This window comes from Seonamhaeicola sp. ML3, assembly GCF_023273855.1.
Lineage (GTDB): Bacteria > Bacteroidota > Bacteroidia > Flavobacteriales > Flavobacteriaceae > Seonamhaeicola.
The window spans coordinates 696,777-717,594 of record NZ_CP096884.1; the positions used below are offsets into that span (position 1 = coordinate 696,777).

The 20,818-nt window shown below is 34.0% G+C and carries 21 protein-coding genes and 1 tRNA gene; 3 read left to right on the top strand and 19 right to left on the bottom strand.

Features of this window, described 5'->3' with window-relative positions:
* Position 1: 1 nt before the first annotated feature.
* The 10 genes from M0214_RS03225 to M0214_RS03270 form a co-directional block, all read right to left on the bottom strand.
* Positions 2–925, bottom strand: coding sequence for a hypothetical protein (locus M0214_RS03225; RefSeq protein WP_248724032.1), 924 nt, complete (start codon positions 923–925; stop codon positions 2–4).
* The gene (locus tag M0214_RS03230) at positions 903–1,367 is read right to left on the bottom strand and encodes a hypothetical protein (RefSeq protein WP_248724033.1); all 465 of its coding nucleotides are present in this window, start codon (positions 1,365–1,367) and stop codon (positions 903–905) included. The genes M0214_RS03225 and M0214_RS03230 overlap by 23 nt, the downstream gene beginning before the upstream one ends.
* 5 nt (positions 1,368–1,372) lie before the next feature.
* Complete coding sequence (locus tag M0214_RS03235; RefSeq protein ID WP_248724034.1) at positions 1,373–3,193, bottom strand: hypothetical protein; 1,821 nt, start codon at positions 3,191–3,193, stop codon at positions 1,373–1,375.
* Entirely contained in the window at positions 3,180–4,121 is a 942-nt protein-coding gene (locus M0214_RS03240; RefSeq protein WP_248724035.1) for a DUF4407 domain-containing protein, read from the bottom strand. Before M0214_RS03240 ends, M0214_RS03235 begins: the two co-directional genes overlap by 14 nt.
* Before the next feature lie 5 nt (positions 4,122–4,126).
* Positions 4,127–5,395, bottom strand: coding sequence for a DUF4407 domain-containing protein (locus tag M0214_RS03245; protein ID WP_248724036.1), 1,269 nt, complete (start codon positions 5,393–5,395; stop codon positions 4,127–4,129).
* A complete protein-coding gene (locus tag M0214_RS03250) occupies positions 5,388–5,756 on the bottom strand; it encodes a hypothetical protein (RefSeq protein WP_248724037.1) in 369 nt (122 codons plus the stop codon). Before M0214_RS03250 ends, M0214_RS03245 begins: the two co-directional genes overlap by 8 nt.
* A 380-nt stretch (positions 5,757–6,136) precedes the next feature.
* Positions 6,137–6,595 (bottom strand): PEGA domain-containing protein, encoded by a 459-nt coding sequence (locus M0214_RS03255; RefSeq protein WP_248724038.1) that lies wholly within the window; start codon positions 6,593–6,595, stop codon positions 6,137–6,139.
* 263 nt (positions 6,596–6,858) lie between these two features.
* Complete coding sequence (locus M0214_RS03260) at positions 6,859–7,524, bottom strand: response regulator (protein ID WP_248724039.1); 666 nt, start codon at positions 7,522–7,524, stop codon at positions 6,859–6,861.
* 2 nt (positions 7,525–7,526) lie between these two features.
* Complete coding sequence (locus M0214_RS03265; protein ID WP_248724040.1) at positions 7,527–9,185, bottom strand: tetratricopeptide repeat protein; 1,659 nt, start codon at positions 9,183–9,185, stop codon at positions 7,527–7,529.
* A gap of 39 nt (positions 9,186–9,224) precedes the next feature.
* Complete coding sequence (locus M0214_RS03270) at positions 9,225–9,392, bottom strand: hypothetical protein (RefSeq protein ID WP_248724041.1); 168 nt, start codon at positions 9,390–9,392, stop codon at positions 9,225–9,227.
* A gap of 342 nt (positions 9,393–9,734) precedes the next feature.
* Between M0214_RS03270 and M0214_RS03275 the strand changes: the two genes are divergently transcribed.
* Complete coding sequence (locus M0214_RS03275; protein WP_248724042.1) at positions 9,735–10,418, top strand: hypothetical protein; 684 nt, start codon at positions 9,735–9,737, stop codon at positions 10,416–10,418.
* Between the two features lie 386 nt (positions 10,419–10,804).
* Here the strand turns inward: M0214_RS03275 and M0214_RS03280 are convergent, their stop codons facing one another.
* The 6 genes from M0214_RS03280 to M0214_RS03305 all read right to left on the bottom strand — a co-directional run bounded on the left by M0214_RS03280 (position 10,805) and on the right by M0214_RS03305 (position 16,188).
* On the bottom strand, positions 10,805–11,464 hold the full coding sequence (locus M0214_RS03280; RefSeq protein ID WP_248724043.1) for a hypothetical protein: 660 nt from the start codon (positions 11,462–11,464) through the stop codon (positions 10,805–10,807).
* Between the two features lie 31 nt (positions 11,465–11,495).
* Positions 11,496–12,908 carry a site-specific integrase gene (locus M0214_RS03285; RefSeq protein ID WP_248724044.1) on the bottom strand — a complete coding sequence of 471 codons (1,413 nt, stop codon included), beginning with the start codon at positions 12,906–12,908 and terminating at the stop codon, positions 11,496–11,498.
* A 55-nt stretch (positions 12,909–12,963) separates the two neighbouring features.
* Positions 12,964–13,036, bottom strand: a tRNA-Met gene (locus M0214_RS03290).
* Positions 13,037–13,096: 60 nt separating this feature from the next.
* Complete coding sequence (locus M0214_RS03295; RefSeq protein ID WP_248724045.1) at positions 13,097–13,279, bottom strand: CPXCG motif-containing cysteine-rich protein; 183 nt, start codon at positions 13,277–13,279, stop codon at positions 13,097–13,099.
* A gap of 78 nt (positions 13,280–13,357) precedes the next feature.
* On the bottom strand, positions 13,358–14,179 hold the full coding sequence (locus M0214_RS03300; protein ID WP_248724046.1) for a Two component regulator three Y domain protein: 822 nt from the start codon (positions 14,177–14,179) through the stop codon (positions 13,358–13,360).
* A gap of 98 nt (positions 14,180–14,277) precedes the next feature.
* Positions 14,278–16,188 carry an ABC-F family ATP-binding cassette domain-containing protein gene (locus tag M0214_RS03305; protein ID WP_248724047.1) on the bottom strand — a complete coding sequence of 637 codons (1,911 nt, stop codon included), beginning with the start codon at positions 16,186–16,188 and terminating at the stop codon, positions 14,278–14,280.
* A gap of 83 nt (positions 16,189–16,271) precedes the next feature.
* Here M0214_RS03305 and M0214_RS03310 point away from each other — a divergent pair, with 83 nt between their 5' ends.
* Both M0214_RS03310 and M0214_RS03315 read left to right on the top strand, forming a co-directional pair.
* On the top strand, positions 16,272–16,655 hold the full coding sequence (locus M0214_RS03310; RefSeq protein WP_248724048.1) for a DUF983 domain-containing protein: 384 nt from the start codon (positions 16,272–16,274) through the stop codon (positions 16,653–16,655).
* A 47-nt stretch (positions 16,656–16,702) separates the two neighbouring features.
* On the top strand, positions 16,703–17,167 hold the full coding sequence (locus M0214_RS03315; protein WP_248724049.1) for a hypothetical protein: 465 nt from the start codon (positions 16,703–16,705) through the stop codon (positions 17,165–17,167).
* Positions 17,168–17,171: 4 nt separating this feature from the next.
* Here M0214_RS03315 and M0214_RS03320 read toward each other — a convergent pair whose 3' ends face one another.
* The 3 genes from M0214_RS03320 to gldM form a co-directional block, all read right to left on the bottom strand.
* Positions 17,172–18,212: an FAD-binding oxidoreductase gene (locus tag M0214_RS03320; protein WP_248724050.1), complete on the bottom strand. Its 1,041-nt coding sequence runs from the start codon at positions 18,210–18,212 to the stop codon at positions 17,172–17,174.
* Between the two features lie 99 nt (positions 18,213–18,311).
* Positions 18,312–19,202 (bottom strand): gliding motility protein GldN, encoded by an 891-nt coding sequence (gene gldN, locus M0214_RS03325; RefSeq protein ID WP_248724051.1) that lies wholly within the window; start codon positions 19,200–19,202, stop codon positions 18,312–18,314.
* A 39-nt stretch (positions 19,203–19,241) separates the two neighbouring features.
* The gene (gene gldM / locus M0214_RS03330) at positions 19,242–20,807 is read right to left on the bottom strand and encodes a gliding motility protein GldM (protein ID WP_248724052.1); all 1,566 of its coding nucleotides are present in this window, start codon (positions 20,805–20,807) and stop codon (positions 19,242–19,244) included.
* Between the last annotated feature and the right edge of the window lie 11 nt (positions 20,808–20,818).

A 20,818-nucleotide genomic window follows, 5' to 3' on the forward strand; every position in this document is an offset into this window, starting at 1 on the left:
CCTAATTTGAAGATATATAATAAGTACTTGAATATTCGCCGTGTAAGTTTTCTACACCTGCAAAATTCCTGACTCCAGCGGCGTTTACAGAAGCCGTAACTTTATAAACACCACTTTTAAACTTCACTGACTCTAATGAGCCTGGTGAAATATTTATTTTTCTCACCTCGGGTCCGCTATATCTTAAGGTTAAAGTGTATCTGGTATCATTAGTTATTTGGATTGTAGAAACCTCATAGTTCTTAGTCCCTGTCAATTGAGAAGGGGGTATTTCACCATACTCCCCAGAAAATATTTCTTCAATTTCCAAAACAACAATGTTCTTTGTGATTTGTTCCTTTTCTGGGTGATTTGGATAATCATTTAAAAATTTCTTCCACGTTTTAGAATCATTTACCGCTTGGGCATTCAAATAAGCATTTCGCTTATTTTTTTCTTTCAACTCAACTAATCTCTCATTGGCAAGATCCGCGTGAGCATTAAACCCTTGAGAATTGAGATAATCTTCTAATTCTTTTATGCTATTAGAATCACTAATGATATCCTCTATTTTCTTATTAGCAATTACTCTCACATCTACATCACTCACATTTTCAACTAGCACCTTTATTGTATCTATGCTTTGGGAATTATTAATTCGTTTTATCAACAGCTTTAAATTAAGATTCTCCAATATACTATTGGCTTCAACAACTTCCTGGTATGTCCCAAAGTTATTAATGATTATAATCAATTTATCCTTAGCCTCCTCATACCTTCCTTTTTCAATTAGAACCCTTGAAAGAGTTAACAACTCCCTCACACTGTCCTGCTCTTTTTTCAATAATTCATCAGTATTAAACCGTTCAATCTTATTGCCCTGTTTGCAAGAGACAGTTAACGACAATACCACTAGTAAAACTTTAAAAAATATTAAACACCTCATTCTTTGAAATTTGAATATACACAAAGTTGAACAACATAACGATAATCGAATTTAAGCATAGCCAGATGATGGAAAAAATTATAGAGTTGACCAACCTTAAACCTATTTTCATTACAAATAATGTAATTAAATAAGAAGCTAATAAAGTGCAGGCATTAACTATTAGCACCACAGATGACCAACTTAAATAACTCATAAAACCATGGTCACCTCCTAATTTGAATGTCACCATATTTATTAGGGTGTCAAACAAAATAAAATTGGATAACAAAAAACTAGTATTCAAAGAAATTAAATACGGTACCTTAGACTTAATTTCTTCTTCATTTAAGCTTTTGCTTTTTAAACCGCCAAAAAGTAAAAATCTATTTGCCAAAATTAAGGTCACTAAAAAATATACAAGTATTAATAACCCTAAAACATAATAACTATCTTGATTCATAATGATTAATTTAAATTCATATTCCAATATCTTACATCACTTATTTCTTTTGGTATTTTACCAACTTTAAAACCCATTGAAGTAGTTTCCCATAAGTAATACTTTTTCTGTCCATATTTCTTAAACACCCCTAAATCTCTATCAATCTTACCAAATGATATTCCTAAAACAGAATGCTGGTATACCTCACTACCAAAAATTGCAACATCATACCCAAATTGCTTGAGTAAGGAATAAAGAAACAATGTTCTAGTATCGCAATCACCTTTAATATCCTTCAAAAATTCTGAAGGAGATTTGATTCCAAACTTAACATACCCTTGACAAGGGTTATTAAGCAACAATTCTCTCATTGACTGATCTCTATAATCATAAGGGTTACAACTATCATCTAATATTGCATAATAGGGAATACTTTGTACCATACTCACCATTACCATAGGAAAATCGTAGCGTGAAATATTATTTCTCACTCTAATTGAATCCAATGAATTGACAACATGATAAAGGGACTCATTAGAAGCCTGATTTAATCTTTTTAAAATCAAACTATAATCAGCTTCAGACCTCATACCAGGTAAGGTTTGTTTTAAATTTTGTTCATAAGCTACAAAATCACTATTCACCCTAAGATCAGTCTCATACTCATTACTTTTATAATCCTTCCACTTTATATGGTGAACATAATCTTTAGTTGAATTTTCACGCTCTTCTACCTCGGTATCCGGAATAGTTCTAACCTCGTTAACATCTGGCAAACCTGATTTGATTCCTGAAATGAAATTAAATAAACTGAATCCAATGAAAAGAAAGAAAACAACGTTAAACAATACTCTGAAAAAGCTAAGTAAGTTAATTCTGCTTGAAAGAAAAGACCCCCCAAAAAAGAAAAGTAATACAAGCCCCAAATATAACAGGCCTAAACCAAATGCCTTGATCAAAGCTAAAACGGATACTATAACAATTAAGCCATAAAACAAATATCCGATTATGGTAAAAACAACAGATATTAAATCTCCAAAACCTCCCCATGCACTTCTCCCTCTATGTAAGTGCCTGTCACGTATTTTGCCTGACCTAGATTCGGGGTTCAACACATTCTTCCAATATTTTTTTGAAGACGCATTTCTTAAAACGTCATTAAAACCATTCTTAAATTGACTACCTTCATTTAATTTGACAAAATTAGCTTGAAATTTATAATCCTTATCTATTGTAATCTCCAATTCATTAGAAACAACTCTTTCAAAATCTTCATCCCACCCAACAAAGCTAGAATTCTTATCTGGTAGAGCCGTAATCTTCACCTTTTCTCCTATTTCGTATAAATCTTTCTTTGGTTCAATTAAGATTTTGCCTGGCCCCTTAACCTCATCAAACAACTCATAAAACGTAACCTTTTGAATTTCTGTCCTAACCTTTTTAATTAGCCCATAACCTTCCAAAGTCAAAGTAGAAAAAATAACAGCACCATCTTTAATTGAGTTCTTCCTCTCTACCCTCAAATATCCATTCTCTGAAACATATTTGTCATTGCAAATAATTTTATCAAATTTAACACTGTACCCCTTTGCTGAATCATCAGACAAATAGACTACGGTCTCCTCAGGTAAATCCAACCCAAAAACCCTATTCTTTTTTATTCCACTAGGTATGTTAGGCGCATTATATTTCCTTAAAACATTAAACTTGACGGACAATACATCCCTAACATCAAATTCCTCATTGAAACCATCATTAATTTTCTTACCTGACACCTTCAGCTCAAGAATGCCAGAGACATAATGAAAGTCCTCAAAATCTATATTAACTTCAATTACCTTCATCGAGAAGCCATTTAGTAAATTCTTGCTCTGTTCCCAATTTAGGTTTGTCTATTTTGATAGTGTTATAAGGTGGGTCCTTGTAAGCAGTGGTATATTGCAAATTGAATTCGGGATATTTTTTCTTCAAGATATTGTTATAATCCAATAGGAATTGCTGGTAAGTCCGCTCTATTAGGTTTCTTTGAATTTTTGTTTTATTCCTATAGTAATTATCGTCAAAATCAATTCTTAGTTTTAGATAAAAAGGCAAAGAAAAAATCACAACAAACAGTATCGAAAAAGGCCAAATATAGATAAGATTCCTATCCATTAGAATCATCTTTTCAATAAAAAAATTTCTTGAATATTGATAATCAATAAATTGGTTTAAGGCCACCTCCTTCTCCAATTTATATTTAGTTATTATAGATTTTGGATTCTCTTTAGAATATTTAATTTCCTCCCTAGCTTTTAATGAAAAATCAAGATTTAAACTTTTACTTTTTTCATGGATAGATTCAACAATTTTTTCATTCATTAAATCATCAATTTGGCCTGAAAACAGGTAATATTCAATAGGCTGAGAAGCTAACAAACCTAAAATAAAAATAAATCCAAACCTAAGTAAATAAGATGTTGTAATTTCTATTTTCTTTCCTTTTTTATGGGGAAGAACATCCTTGGTTAAGGTATATTGGATAAACAAATAAAGAAACATTACTAAAACGGAAGTATAAACCCCTATTAAAAGCCCAATATAATAAGATTCTAATAGCTCATAGACGCCGTACGAAACACTAACAAAAGTCGCAATCATCACAACAAGAACCACAAGACCAATTAAACTAAATCTAACCCGAACATCCCTATTACAATTATTAAGTATTTCAGAATCTTCCCCTGCAAACCACCAAAGAAATTTATTGTATTCGAAAAACCTTTTAACCATATTTATTACGAATATTTAATAAAGTCTTCAGGGTTTTCATCTATTTTTCTTTTCTCAGATTCTTCAAACTTTTCGATAGCATATTTGGTTATCCGCATCTGAGCATCATGAAATTCCTTTTGTTCATTAATAAGCTTTTCCGCTTTTAAGAACCTAACTAATTCTCTTTGCACCCCTTCTTTATCCTCATAATAATCTTCCTCAATATATACTCCATTATTTGCCAGTTCTAAGGACTTATAATTTTCAGACATATAATCGTATGGAGATTTAATAAGCATTAGTTTAAAAAATATTGGCGTTAATTCAATTGCCAAAAACAATAGTGTTAAGAACCATGATACAGTAGGGTATTCTTCCTCAGCTATTGTTATGCGCTCAGCAAGACCATCAAGTCCAGACAAGCTAAAACTCAAATTGTCAATTTCTTTATTTTTCTCATCAATATAGCCCTTGATTTCATTATTCAATTCTGTAATTAGAGGCTCCAAATTGGAACGCATTTTATCCCTTTCTTTCTGGCGATCCTGCATAATTAAATCCAGTCTTTTCGCCTGAGGACCATACCCTCTATTACCTTCCTGAGTCATCTCTGCATTCAAATTCATTTCGGCTTGAGTTAGGGCATCTTCCGCCTTATCAATTTGCTTTTGATAGTCGGCAATTTTAGTGTTTTTTTCTGCTATTCTTGCAGCATATTTGTCTTCTATACCCTTAATTGCATCTTGTTTAAGCTCTTCCTGTTTTACTTGAAGTTTAGCATCAATTTCACCTTTAAGAATCCTTATTTCTAAAGGTTTTGAAATGGAGATAGCAATAATACACCCCATTATTATTCTAGGTAAGGCACTTTTAAATTCACCCCATGTTATGGCCTCGGTACCATCCCCCTTACCAGTACTAGTTACTATAAACCTATCAATATTGTAAATAATTAACCCCCATATGATCGCAAAAACTAGAGCAACTAACATAGTACCTATATCTGTTGATTCAGTAAACCCAGAGATATTATTAACAGCCGAACTTCCTTCTGCTAATTTCCACAGTTCGGTTACATTTGATTTCTTGGGTTTGAAAATAGTATAAAAGGCATAACCTCCTGAAAGACCAGCCATTATAGCCGTAGCTATAACAATTCCTCCCAAACAAAAATATTTGATTTGATCACTATATGTTGATTGGCTTAAAATATAGTCATCACCTCCAGCAGCTTTCCAAAAAAGCTTCATTACTTTTGATGGTTTTGGTGTTTTGTAAATTAAATTATCCATATTGTTCAATAATATTTTTTAGGTTATAATTGGGATTTGTAGAAATAGCTTTTGATTGAAAAACAGCTTTACGGTGAGCATATTTTAATTCCACCACATTGGCATAAGTAATTGTTGAAATATCAATGCTAGCCTCCTTAGGAATTTCACTAATTAAATATGACCTTATTTTCCTAACATAAAACAGTTCTTTAATTTTCGAAAAACTATTACTCTTAACCGACTTAAAAATTGGAGAATTAAAATCTATACTATTACTAGGGTTAACTTCAATATATACCTGTTCCTTAAAAAGGATATTGCGAAATTCAATCAAAACCTTATTAGTTCCTTTCAGGGTTGAAACGAGGTATAAATCCATTTTAGGTACTTTGACACCATTAATTTTTAGGTGGATGGCTCCTACTAAATTTAAACGAAGAGTATACAGTTGTTTATCGTTTGTTTTGAAGTTACAAACTTGGTAATCAGCCAGATTTGGTTTTAAAAAAACACTAAGAAATCTCCTCATCATTGGTTGGTAAATGAGACTTAAAAACACTACCAAGAACTACAGTTTTTACGATACACCATTGAAAGATATATATTTCTTTTATCAAAACCAATTCTCACTATTTTTAAAATTTATAATCATCAAAAATGACCGCTTCTACTATTGTTTAGCCATTCAAACATAACTACAGAAAACAACAAAGCCTTACGGTTTTCCGTAAGGCTTTGTTCATGTGGGTTGGATAACAACTAATTGTTTAAAACAATTACAGTTTCAATAAGCTTTTTATCCGTATTAATAGAAACCTTTTTTATCTCACCATTATCCAAATAATTTTCTACTGCCACAGATTTTGATTGATTCTCCATATCCACCTTTACATATTTAGTGTCAACTCTTTTTAAGGAACCAGTGAGAGCATCTACACCCCAACCAATAATTGACAAACCGTTAAGGATAGATACAAGATTAAAATTACTATCCATAACCACCACCCTTTCCTTGAAGCCATCTAACCTAAAATCAATTCTATCATCGGCCTTTACCTTTATTTGCGCTGGGGTAACCCCTTTTTCAAAACCGTTAACATAAACTTTAGCTCCAGATGGATTAGATTCAAAAAGAACGTTTCTTTTGGAACCCGTAAAAATGGAAGCACAACTTGAAAGTGTCAATATTGCAACACTTAATACAATCAATTTTTTCATTTAAATATTTTTAATAGGTTAATACACTTCAAACCTACTTTTAAACCAGAGAAGTATTTTACGGGCATCCGTAATGGATTAATAAAAATTAAATACTAATACATATACCACTGATTTACCAAACTGCTAGAAATAAAAAACCTTCACAATTCAATTGAACCGTGAAGGTCATGATAATTCTCTCTCTAAAGAATTTATTAATAGCACTACAATAATAAACGTAATTAAGTCTTCTGCATTACGGGATTCCGTATAACAAAGTTTTAAATGAGACCGATATCTTTTGTGATTGCAACTAAATGTATGGCGTTATTTGCTTGAAATTGAATCTTAAGCTTATTCAGGCGTTTTTCGATGGAACTTAAACTACTCGGCTTTAAATCCTTAGCCTTTAATATCTGACTAATTTCTTCTTGTGAATCTCCCTTAGCAAGATGTTCGAGTAATAACACATCAAAGTCATCAATTTCCATTTTTGATTTCCGTTTCAATGCTGGGCTGACCTGTTCTGAAAAAAATGTATCATTATTGTAAACTACTTGAACTGCTTTAGTAAGTTCATCCAATCCCTTTCTGCCCTTGCACACATATGCATTAATTTTATATGATTCCACGAGCCTTCGAACCATTTGTATGCGATCTTCAATGGAATAAACAATTATTTTCAAATTTGGATATTCATTTCTTAAAGCTTTAACAAGATCTTCTCCAGAGGTGTATTTTTGCTCCCTATGATCCTTCTTAAAAGATAAATCGGTTATCAGTAAATCATAAGGATCCATATCAAAAGAACCTTTTTTAATTCTTAAATAAGCGTCATCACAATATTCAACTCTTTCTACATTTAGTATCCCCAAATGTTTTGCAATTGTAATTACTCCCAAATTTATACTTCCCAAATCATCGGCTACCAATACTTTCTTGAACATAACTATATCATTATTTTAGCTCTGAAACCGTTGCCAGGTTCCGATTCAAAAGTAATAGTTCCCTTCAAGGTCCGAATACGGTTTTCCGTATTATGAAGTCCATTCCGCTTTTTAATATTACAACCAATGCCATTATCAGAATAATGAATCAGCACCTTCTCGTTAGATTTCTCAAATGCAAGAACAACCAGGGAGGCTTTACTGTGCTTTCTCATATTTGTCATTAATTCTTGCAAAACACGGTAAAGTGCGGTTTTCTTTAATTTACCAATTGAGGACCATTTAATAGTTGTTAAACTTTTTGTTATAACCCTTATATTTTCAGTATTGTAATTTTGTAATAAATCGGATAATATTTCTCCAAAATCTTCATCAAAATCGATAGATTCGTTTTCTTTGGAAATATCCCTGGTCTTAATATAAATATGCTCTAGGTCATCAAGCAAATCGTCTCCTTTACTTTTATATTTGGTCATCACATGATATACGTCATTAGCAACCTCATCATGAATCTTTTTGGAGATTCTCTTTTCTGTTATATATACTTGCTGGAGATTATCCTTTTTATGCCTTGCCCTTAAATAGAAATATAGAAACACTGAGGACAACAAAACGAACAGTCCACCAAATAAATATACCAGCGTTTTTTTCTTTTGTTTTTCATTTTGAATCTGGGCATCCTTTAATCGACCCTCACTTTCCGCAATATTGTATTTAATAGCGGCATATTTGTTCTTCCTTTGTTGATCTTCTAGGTCTATTTTGGATTTTAAATCGAGGTACTTTTCCAGTAGTTCATATTTGCCTAGTTTCAGGTTCAGCTTCATTGCTTCCAATTGGTACAATGGACTATCCAAATCATTAGCTATTTTAAGGGCATTTTCAGCATAATACCTGGCCTTTTTATTATTTCCTACTTGCTCGTAAAAATTTGACAAATGCCTGTAACTAGAAAACAGGCCAGTTTCATCCTTTAACTTATCTCTTATACCCAAAGCCATTTGCATGTGTTCAATACCCTCAGTAATATTTAACTTTGATTGATAAAATCCCAGGTTATCAATATAATTAGCTTTGATATAAGAATCCTTAAGTTTTAATGCCTCCTCATAAAATGGTTTTAATAAGGTAATAGCCCCCTGAAAACTACCTCGGTCAGCATCTATATTTGCGGTATTGGTGACAATTGCAATTTTATCGATTGTTTCGGAACTTAAATCCATAGCCTGACCATAAAACCTAAGTGCATTATCATAATCCCCTATTTTCCTGTAGATCATACCCAATTGATTGGTTAAACGCTCTCGAGCAGCATCACCTTCAGGATTTGAATTTTTCTTTTTTAAATGACTAAGGGCTTTTATAGTTGTTGTTTCGCTTTCGCTATAAAAGGCCAGTTTAAATTGTCCCAACGATACCAATTCCAGATATTTAGCTACCTCTGAACTATCACTTGAAATCAGAGCGTTTTTAGCTTCTTGTTCAAAAAAACCGAGAGCATAAATCGTATTGTCTACGTCCTTGATGTTTATTATTGCATTGTAGTAAAATAGCAGACTATCTTGATTGATTTGGCCTGAGGAGGAATCTGTTTTCTGAGCATTGAGTGCTATAGCCAGAAGCAGGCATAAAAAGAGGAATGAAACTCTTATGTTTTTCATTCCTCTAAAATAAAAACTATTTTCTTTTAAAAACTATTTTTATCCACCTCCTCCAGTTGGTGGTGGCGGTGGTATTGGACTATCATCTCCACAACATGCTACTTCCTCATTTGAACCAGAACTTCCATCATCGTTAGAACTTGGCGTGCATGAGAAAACAAACACATTAAGGAAAACCGTAAACGCAAATAACAATATTTTCTTCATTTTGTATTATTTAAAATTGAACACTAGTGTGGCTGTCCGAACTCGATAATCAGATTCAGATATCATGCAGAACAACTACACGTTAAAGGAGGAGACGTCTCTCCGTTTTGGGAAGTGTCGGAGCGCAGAAGTAAAGAAGTAATAACACTTCCCGGGGTTATACCACTCTACTTTGCAACTCCTAAATTGAATTAACAAAAAGCTAAAAGCACTTTGTTAATTCTGATACAAATGAAAGAAGATTTGGTTTTGAACGTTGGAAATCTCATGGAAACTAAGGGGAAAATAATTTCCATTTATTTTCCTTGGAATTTGTAGTTTTATAACAACTAAATATTTATAATGTATAAAGATGTAGTTATTAAATCATTCGAAAAGGCGGAAAAAGAGATTCATGGAAAAACTACTACCAATAATATTTCCGAACATATCTCTAATTCCTTGCTAGATGACTTTCAACACCAACTAAGCGGAAGAAGACTTCGTACATTTTATAAGGATTCACTATCGGACACTGAAAACGACATCAGCATTTATTCAAGTCATATAAATGCTTTGGCTAATTATTTAGGCTATAAGGATTATGAGGATTTTTTAAGGAGTAACATCTCCCATAACGAGGGTAAAGAAAAAAACAAACTCACAAATTTATTAAAGGATAATAAAATCGGCTTAATCATTGGTACAACTGTACTTTTATTGGTCTATTTCCTCAACACCTTCAATAAACAAAGATGGATGACATGGCAAAAAACGGAATATGTTGAAGTAGATTTTGACGCCCGAAAATATTCGAAGGGCATCTTAAAGTTATACGATTCTAATATTATAGATAATTTAAGAAAAATTGAAGCTGACTGTGAAACGAAAATTTTTGATGAGAATAAGGAAGCCGTTTTATGGTATGGCAAAAATAAAGTGGGGGAATATGAATTTTTTAATGATGTTGGCAAACATCCGGAAACTGGAAAAACCCTAAAAGCGGTAACGCCTTATATGTTTAAAAAATATATCTGCCCTGATTAATAAATTATTTTTCATTTTAGAATTTACACAGTTCGACCTAACTGAAAGTTTCTTGCAAAACCTTGTAACAACACCATCAACAAAAATCAACGATCTATTTACGCGAAATCACAAGAAAACACCAGTTTTATGATTATAGAAATAATCAAATCAACATAACATCAACAAAAAACCAACAAAAAATCAACAACTTTTTTATGATTAGAATTGTAATCAAAAAAGTGAAATGTTGAAAAACGGTGTAAAAAGTTGCGTGAAATGATGGGTAAAATTGTGCAAAATGGCGTGTGAAATTGCCTAAAACTGGGTGAAATTGGGTGTTATATGGGGTATAATTGGGTAAAATTGTGCAAAATGGCGCGTAAAATTGCGTAAAACAGGGTATTCTATTCCACTTTAAAAACCTTCTTTAATAATTCCTTTCTTGCATCTTCTTTGGTCAACAAAGGTTCCTTGCGCTTTCTGGTGGTTTTTTCACTTGGACTTGCAGATTCTGGTAATTTAAGCTTAGGCACTATTATAGGTTTTTGAATTTTATCCACCTTTCTGGCAAAATCTTGGAAATAAGTTTCCACGAATTCATGGGTATTTAAATTTTTCTTGGGAATGGATGTCTTGAGCGGAAAAAATTCCTTTATCAACTTTTCAAAGTGGCTTTTGGAACTAATATGTTGCATTTGAAAAATACTGGAAACGGCTTCATCCGCATTCAAATGGTTTTCATAATTCTTGTAGAACCAATCAGCAATATAAAAATGAAGTTCCGCTAAACCATAATAGTCTTCCAATGCATATTGAAACTCTTGTTCGCTGAGTTCATGCTTGTGTTCAAAAAGTGCCAGAATGTTATTTTCCAGTTTGCCAGCTTTTACCAGAAGTTGCGATTTCCTTTCCTTGTTATGAGGAATTGGCCCTTCATGGTAATCGATAACATGTACCAGATTAAATGGAATATCTTGATTTAACAGCTTTATCATACCCAAAGTCTCAGGACTGATATCCTTATCTGGTATGTAGAAGTAGAATTCCACAAGGATGTTACCCATTAAATTGCTCCGAAGCTCTGTCAACGTCTTTTTACTCATCTTCTTTTTTAAACAATTCTGAATAATCCTCTGGCAAATAAGCATCCATATCCCTAAGATATTTATCAAGGGCAGCCATGGTTCTATGGCCCGTGATGGTCATAAGCTTGCTCTTGGCTTCAAAAGGCGGAGCGTCCTTCAATAAAACCCTGTAAAGCTTGGTAGCGAAGGTATGCCTAAAACTATATAGCCCATATTCCCTTCCGAGCCCGAACGGTTTCTTGACATCCTCCCTAAACCTTTCCGAGAAGACTTGTCGCTTGTGGTTTTCATCGGCATCCCACTTACCACCTATTTTATCTGGAGTAAATAAATAGTCATCGGCATTAAATTTAGATAGATCTGGTAATTCATCCCACAATATTTTAGGTATAATCTTGACCCTTGAAGCTCCACCTTTAGCAATATATTGGAAGGTTTTGTTATTTTGGTCTATATCCTTAATCTGAATCCTACAGACTTCTATAGGCCTTAAAAAATTATACGATACAAATTTGATGAACAGCAACAGTACAGGATCGCTTTTCTCCAAGTGGTCAAAAATAGCCTCTTGCTCCTGCATGGTATACCGCTTATGCATCTTCGGTTTGGACTTCAGTTTCGGTATTTTTTGCAAGAAGTTGGATTGTACTATATCATTATCCGCAAGCACTCCCACCAGGCTGCTTAGTTCCGTTCTATAATTGTTCCTGTACCTAGCAGAGTTTTTTATACTGATATGGTTCAAAAATGACACAAAGACAACTTTATCAAGCTGTTTAATGAATTTGATTTCGGGGCACTCTTTACCCTGCCACTCCAGAAAGTTTTTGACCTTATGCTTGTAGTCTATTATAGTCCTAGGGCTTACAACGTTCGATTTTAGCTTCAAAGCAAAATCAAAAGCCTCCCTAAGGGGCATTCCCAAGTTTTCCGGCTTTGTGGTTTCTTGCACTTCATGCACTTCTTCTTGTACTTTTGCTTGCACTCCTGGCACATTTTCTGGCACCAGCCCTGGTACCTGTTCTTGTGCTTTACCTGGCACCTGTTCTGGCGAAACTTGTGGAATTTCTTGTGGTCTGCTTTCCTGCTTCGCATAAAGCTTGTTAAATAGGGCTGCATTATCCTCAAAAGGATTGAAGCCTTGCTTTAGTAGATCGTGCAAGACCCTACGGTATACGGACAGTACTTCCATACGTTCTCCCTTAGTCTTGTACTTGTGCGCACATCCATAAAAGGGTGTTACCCGTTTCATCTTCCCTGTTTCGGGATGTCTAAATGAAAAATACACGTACCAGCGCTTGTTAAGGTCGCCATTGGCCATATGGATTTTAGGGATAGAATAATTTTTCTTTTGGGACAAATCGTATGCACTTTCGTATTCAGAAACGTATGCAAAAGTAAGAATTTGTTTCAAGCTGAGCATAAAAAAACGGTTAAGGAAAACCTAAACCGTTGAATTTGCTGGACTTTTGTCTTAGTAGCGGGAACTGGACTCGAACCAGTGACCTTCGGGTTATGAGCCCGACGAGCTACCTACTGCTCTATCCCGCGATATTGGACAGCAAATATACAACCCTTTTTAGATTTAACAACAATTAATATCGAAAAAAATTATTGCTCGATGCTAACCGCTTGAAAATCTTGAATCTCGCCTTCACAAAAGGTTACAGTTATTTGAATTGGATTACAACAAACTTCGCAATCTTCTATGTATCGCTGCTCTAAAACCGAAGTATCAATGAGCATAGAAATAGATTCCCAACAGTATGGACACGTAAAATAATGTTCATTCATAGCGTTAAAATAAAAAAAAGCGACCAAAAAGGTCGCTTAACAACTAACTAACTATAAAACTTTATACGTGATAAAAATTTATTCTTTTTCTATATCTAATACGGCAGTAGCGTTTGTGTTAATCGACATAATCCCTGGAGGATTTTTGCCAGACACACTAATGTATTCTTGTTTAAGATTATTATCGCTGACCATTACAGTATTCAATTTTGTTAAATTCACAATCTCTATCGGCAAATCTCCAGTAAGATTATTTGAAGATAATAATAACTCTTCTAAGTTACCCAATTGTGCAATCTCAGTTGGTATTTCACCTTCTAGCTTATTGTCCATCAAGCTAAGTTTTTGAAGCTTTGACAGTGCATTGATGTTCGTTGGTATAGTTCCTGTTAAAAAATTACTTCCAAGCAAAAGCTCTTTAAGATTGGTTAATTCCATTAACTCTGTTGGAATGTCTCCAGATAATTTATTACTGTATAATTTTAGAGATTGTAATTTCTTTAATTCTGATAATTCTGAAGGAATGTTCCCCTCTAAGGCATTCATAAACAACTCTAAAGAGGTTAACTCTTTCAAATTACTTAACGAAGCAGGAATAACTCCTGATATTTTATTAAAACCTAAGTTTAATTTTTTAAGGTTTGTAAGTGTCCCTATTTCCTGTGGCAACTCACCTTGTAAGTTATTGAAAGGTAAGTTTAATTCAACAATGCTATTGTTTTCAATTGTAACACCATACCAAGTAGAAACATCGGCACCTAAGTCCCAAGAAGCGTTCCATTGGTCTCCATTAGTTGAATTATAAAATGCAATAAGGGCTTCTTTTTCTGAAGAAGAGATACTTGCAAACGAGTACGCAGTAGTAAATAAACATACTGCTATTAGTTTTAAGGTTTTCATTGTTAGAATAGATTTGGGATTAATTCTAGTACGAAAATAACCTAAAACAGGATTAAAAACCACTTTAATCGATGAAATACATATATTTTTAACAATTGTTACTCGTTAAACTGCTCAATTTCCTCATGAACGGCCTCCCATTTTTCCATTAAAGCATCTAAATCAGACTTTTTCTTATGGTAATTATCGAAAAAATTTGATTGAGAAGTTACCTCTTCATAATTAATTTCCAACTCTAAATCTATGGCTTTAATTTCATTTTCGAGCGTATTAATTTGGGCCTCAACATTGCTCAATTTATTATTCAGGGATTTTAGCTTTTTTTGCTCTTCGTAAGTTCTTTTCTCTTTCTTTTTAGGTTCATCTTTTACAACTGTTCTTTTCTCAACCTCTCGTAAACTTTCAACCTTTCTTTGCTCTAGGTAATAATCTATATCCCCTAAATACTCTTTGATGTTATGGTCTTTAAACTCATATACTTTATTGGTTAGGCCTTGCAAAAAGTCCCTATCGTGAGACACTAATATCAAAGTGCCTTCATAACGCTTCAGGGCTTCTTTAAGAACATTTTTAGATTTAATATCTAGGTGGTTGGTAGGCTCATCCATAATCAACACATTAAAAGGCTGTAACATCAATTTAGCCAAAGCCAATCGGTTTCGTTCCCCACCAGATAGTACTCTAACATATTTTTCAACCTCGTCTCCCCTAAAAAGAAAAGATCCCAAAATATCTCTAACCTTACTTCTATTGGTTTCATTAGCAGCATCAATCATGGTATCTAAAACCGTTTTGTTGCCATCTAAATATTCGGCTTGATTTTGAGCAAAATAACCCAGTTGTACATTATGCCCCAACTTTAAACCACCCTGATACTTTATATCTCCAACAATGATTTTAGCCAAAGTAGATTTTCCTTGTCCATTTTGACCCACAAAAGCCGTTTTGCTATCGCGTTCTATATGTAAATCGATTTTTCTAAGAACTTCTTTATCACCGTAGTTTTTTGAGACGCTTTCTGCCTCTACAACAACTTTACCAGGTGTAATTGAAACTGGAAAATTAAGTGTCATCACACTATTGTCGTCTTCATCTACTTCTATACGTTCAATCTTATCCAATTTCTTTATAAGCGATTGGGCCATTGAAGCCTTTGAGGCCTTTGCCCGGAACTTCTCAATAAGTTTCTCGGTGTGTTCTATCTGCTTCTGCTGATTTTTTTGTGAAGCCAACTGTTGTGTTCGTATTTCCTCTCGAAGTACCAAGTATTTTGAATAGGGTTTTGGGTAATCGTAAATTCTTCCCAAAGAAATTTCAATAGTCCTATTGGTTACATTATCCAAGAACATTTTATCGTGCGATACAATAACCACAGCTCCTGCATAATTCTTCAAAAAGTTTTCTAACCAAATTATAGACTCAATATCCAAATGGTTTGTTGGCTCATCGAGTAACAGCACATCATTACTCTGCAGAAGTAACTTAGCCAACTCTATACGCATACGCCAACCACCAGAAAACGTATCGGTTAGTTTATTAAAATCTTCACGTTGAAAACCTAAGCCTTGTAAAATCTTTTCGGTGTCACCTTGATAATTATAGCCCCCTAAAATTTCATATTGATGTTGTAACTCGTTAATATCTATCATTAATTGGTTATAACCCTCACTTTCATAGTCGGTACGTTCAGACAACTGTGTATTAATAGATTCCATTTGAGCTTCCATTACCTTAATTTCGGTAAAAGCTTCATAAGATTCCTCAAGCACGGTTCTTCCAAAATGAAAATCGATATCTTGTTTTAGAAACCCTATTTTCAATGCTTTATCTGTTGCAATCTGCCCTGAATCTGGTTCCAGTTCTTTAGACAAAATCTTGAGCATGGTTGATTTACCGGCACCATTTTTTCCGATAAGCCCAACCCGATCCCCATTGCCTAACTTAAAGGTAATATCCTCGAATAGGTACTCCCCTTGAAATGAAATAGATAAATTGTGAATGTTAAGCATAGAAATGTGACTTTAGTTACAAATTTTAAAACAATATCAACTAATTTTGTTTTTATAACGGAAGCAAAAATACATTAAATTAAATGTTTAAAAAAGGAACAAAACTATACAGTATTTTAACGGGCAGTTGTCCTAAATGCCACCAAGAATCGATGTATACAAACAAAAATGCCTATGCTATCTCCGAAACACTTAAAATCAATGAACGTTGTTCGCACTGTGGTACCAAATACCGTATTGAACCTTCATTTTTTTATGGCGCCATGTATGTAAGTTATGCTGTAGGTGTAGCCTTTGCTGTTGCCGCTTTTATAATTAGTTATGTCTTCTTTGAAACTAGTTTAAAAGTCACCTTTATTTCTATTGTTGGAACATTAGTTGTATTTATGCCCGTAATAATGCGACTTTCTAGAAATATCTGGATCAACTTTTTTATGCACTACGACAAGGACATAATTAAGAAATAATTTACTATATTGTGGGTATATCTTACAATAAAGTAAACTATTTCTAAATGAAAAACTTCTTATGTATCGTGTTTTTTGCTTTTGCCTTAAACACATTCGGTCAAGATTTCGCTACACTTCAAAATTATGAATTCAAATCGGTTGAAAGTTACAAGACCCAAGAGAGTGAAGTCTTAAAATGCGCCAATTATTTATTCGGTAATCCAGCCGATAGTTCTGAATTGAATCGCTTAATTAGTGCCCAATTTATTATGAAATGGATGGAAGGAACACCAGACTATACTTTTAGCATTGACCAAAAAGCTATGGAACTTACTAAAGGAAGTACTGACCTGTTAGGATTATATTTAGCCGCTATGAGTAAAACAGTCCTTGAAAAACCAGATACAAAACTGAGTAACGATGAAATATATAATGCTTCTGAAAATCTTCTTGTCACTTATTGTAGTAACAAAGCAAACAATATAAAACCCTCCAAACACATTAAAAAATTACTTAAAAGCAAAAAGTAGCTAGTTAAAACCTAGCAATATCGACCTCTTTATCTAGGGGCATGTTGTGCTCGATATAATTATAAAGCTGTTTTGCTGCATAAGGGCCAATCATCACCCCTCTTGTACCCAAACCATTTAACAGAAACATATTTTTGTAATCCTTGTGGTGACCAACAAGCGGCCTTCTGTCTTTTACGGTAGGCCTTACTCCAGCAACTTGATTAACTACTTCGAAGGGACATGTTATGAGCCTCTCTAATTTAGATAAGAGTTCGTTTTTTCCTTTAGCGGACACATTATTTGTTAAATCTTGCCATTCGTAAGTAGCCCCTACGATATAGTGATCGTTTTCTAAGGGAATCAAAAATGCAGCCGATTTTAAAACAACATCTAGTTTTAGTTCAGGCGCATGAATAATCAATAATTCCCCTTTTGCGGGAACTAAAGGCATGTTTTTAAAAAACGGATTACACTGTATACCAAAACCTTCGGAAAACACAATATATTTGGCTTCAATGTTATTATATTTTACAACATTAGGCTCAACGACCAGAGCGTCATAATCAATCCGTTCTTCTAATAACCTTTTGCTTTCTTGAAGAAAAACTTTATACTTGGCAATTAGTGTTTTTGTATCAATCCGCCCTGTTTCGAGTACTTTACCAAAACCAAAAGGCGCTTCTATACTTGGATTTGTATTCTTTATAATTTCATCTGAAAGATAGGGCTTAAGCAAAGGTTTATCTGCAGCTATAAACCAATTGTTTTGTTCTTCGGTTGAGGCAAATTTTCGATACACTGGAATTTTATAATCCAGTTTTACATTTAAAAGTTTTTCGAGAGTAGCGTATATAGGTAATGCAATTCCTAATTGCTCTTTAGCTTTCCAAACTCCGGTGAAACGTTTAAGTACCACAGGATTGTAGAGCCCTCCGGCTACGACCGAAGACTTCTGCGAACCATCATCAAAAACCACAAAACTTTTATTGTGCGCTCTTAACTGTTCACAAAAATTAATACCAGCCAATCCTGCGCCTACCACAATGTAATCTACTTGCTGCATACTGCGAAGATATAAAACGGATTACTGCCAAAACATAAATGGCAAAAAATAAAAACGCCCACTTAAAAAGTGAGCGTTTTTTGTTTTATTGGATGTGAATTAATAGGTCCACATATCTAATTCAAAATCTCGTATTTTATCCTTGATCCTTTCAGATTCGAGCAATTGCATTAATGAATTGTCTGAGACATATTCGCTAATGGCCCTATCGCCATGTACATTTTCCTCTTTATAAATAAAGCCGTGAAAACGTCTTGAGTTTAGGACATGATCAAAAGAGAACGGTAACGAACTATTGGCACTGTTAAAGGATTTGGCCTCATGAAGCACTTCTCTCGCATCTGGAAAGAATACCCAAAATAATGGCACTAAATCTGGGTTATCTGTATCAATAAAGTTAACATCTGGTGCTACAGGCGCAATTCCCAATAGTCTGTATTTCATTTCAGCTTGGCGTTTATCGAAATACCATAGCCCTTTAACACGGTATTCTACAATATCGGCTGCTGTTATATCTCTTCTGTTTATGTACTCGGCAGATACCTCTTCTCCGGCGTTTAATTGCTCAATACCTAATTCGGTAGTATCAACTCTTACCAAGGCAGCTTCGATATCTTTGAGTGTACGTTTTGTAGAAAAATATGAATCATCATAAATGTTCTTTATTTTACCATTTTTAATGTTCTTCATAAGTACATCATACAAACAACGTCTGTCTTTACCAATGTTGTTGGTATCTATAGGGTAGTATAGCGGGAAGTTTACTCGCTCATCGAGAACTACACGCTCCCAAGTCATTTTTGCGAATAACACATCTCTATCGTCTACATAACCATATTCTAAAGGCTTGTCGTTGTCTACAGCTTTTTGCTCTTCGGTTCTAACCCCAATTTCATCTGGGCTTTTAGCGTTTAAGATATTTGCCTGTGCAAACATACCTGAAGCTGTAAATACAGTTGCTACGGTTAATAAAAAACTTTTTAAATTCATTTTCTTTTCTTTTGTTTATTAGGTATTACCCTTATAATTCTAGTTTGTAAGCTCTATAGAAACTGGGGATACTTTTTTGATTTTCACACTAACACCAGAAGCCTTAGCCTGAATATCGAACACTTGTACTATAGATCCACGTTTTGCTTTGCGTAATGCTGCTTTTGCTCTTGTATCTAACTTACTACCTTTTACAATTATTGTAGGTTGACCAGGAACTTTAAACTTAAATTCTGCGACACGTAATGGTAATTCGAAATCGAAATCATCGAATTTAGCACCAACGGTTGAGATTTCAAGCGCACTCTTTTGCATCTTAATTAAACCATCTTCACCTCTTACCGTACCAGTTGGTTTTGGTAAATCTTTGATTCTGAATTTAGCATTATCAGAAACTTTTTGACCATCAGGTAAAGTACCTGAAACATTGATAGTAATCTCTCTACCTGGAGCCTTAGTAACATCCATTACATATTTACTTCCGCCTGTTCTATTCAAATAGCTACCCGCATTGGCAACAACCTTATTATCAGAAACTCCTGCAAATGAAATGGTCATTGGGTTTTTAACACCTCTATATACCACATTCATTTTATCAGCAGAAATTGTAGCCGAGTTTGGTTTAGGAACCGTAGCGAAAGTTTGACTTACAGGAACTTCTATCTCCTCACCATCTTGAGCAAATATTAATTTCCCTTCTATTTTATGCTCGCCAGCTCGACCAGCTCCAACATTAAGTTTTACTTTACCATCCTCGATAGTATACTGTCCTTCTTTTAAAGGAGTACCATCTAAAGTTAGTTCAACTCTGTTTGGTTTTGTAGAGGCATCTTTTCTACCTAAAACGATTTCTCCATCAAACTTCTCTCCATTAAAGTATGCAGCTTTTGATGTTTCCATTAAGGTAGTATAGTTATTCATCGAAACCTCACCGGCTAATGTACCTTGTAACATTGCAGATAACACCTGAGACTCTGTAGTTTTGATATCTGCCTGTAGTTGTGTCATCTTAGTTAAAGAAGCCACTAAAGGAAATCCTTTGTAATGATAATCCAACCACTGTACTGGTCTTCCATCACGATTGATAACATCATCAGTATTGAAATTCTTTTGGACATCTTTTATGATACCTTCCATTCCGTTTTGTCCTTCGAGTACTTCTGCAACACCTTCACGAAAATCTTTCATTTGTTCTAAAAAATCAAGACCTTCATCTTTGATTACATCCCCCTTGAAAAAGTTTTCATCTAGATAATCGCCTTTGTCCATGATTTCATAATCTGTAGGATCTTCTATTTTAGCAATCATCTTGCTTTTTAAGTCTTCAAGATAGTTGTCGAATTTTGTTGCTAAAAGATCTATCTGGTGCGCTTTAGCCTTTAAAGGCTTATACTTGTCAGGTTGATCGTTTGCCTTTTGATCTAAACTCGCTACAAATGCTTCATTTCTGGCTGTTGCTGCTTCGTTAGATTGCGTAAGCTTTTCGTTCATTAATCCGAAGGCGGATAGCACCTCCTTAGACATATTTAATGCTAACATCGCAATGAAGATTAAATACATCAGATTAATCATCTTCTGTCTTGGTGATAAATTATTTCCTGCCATTTCTAATTAGG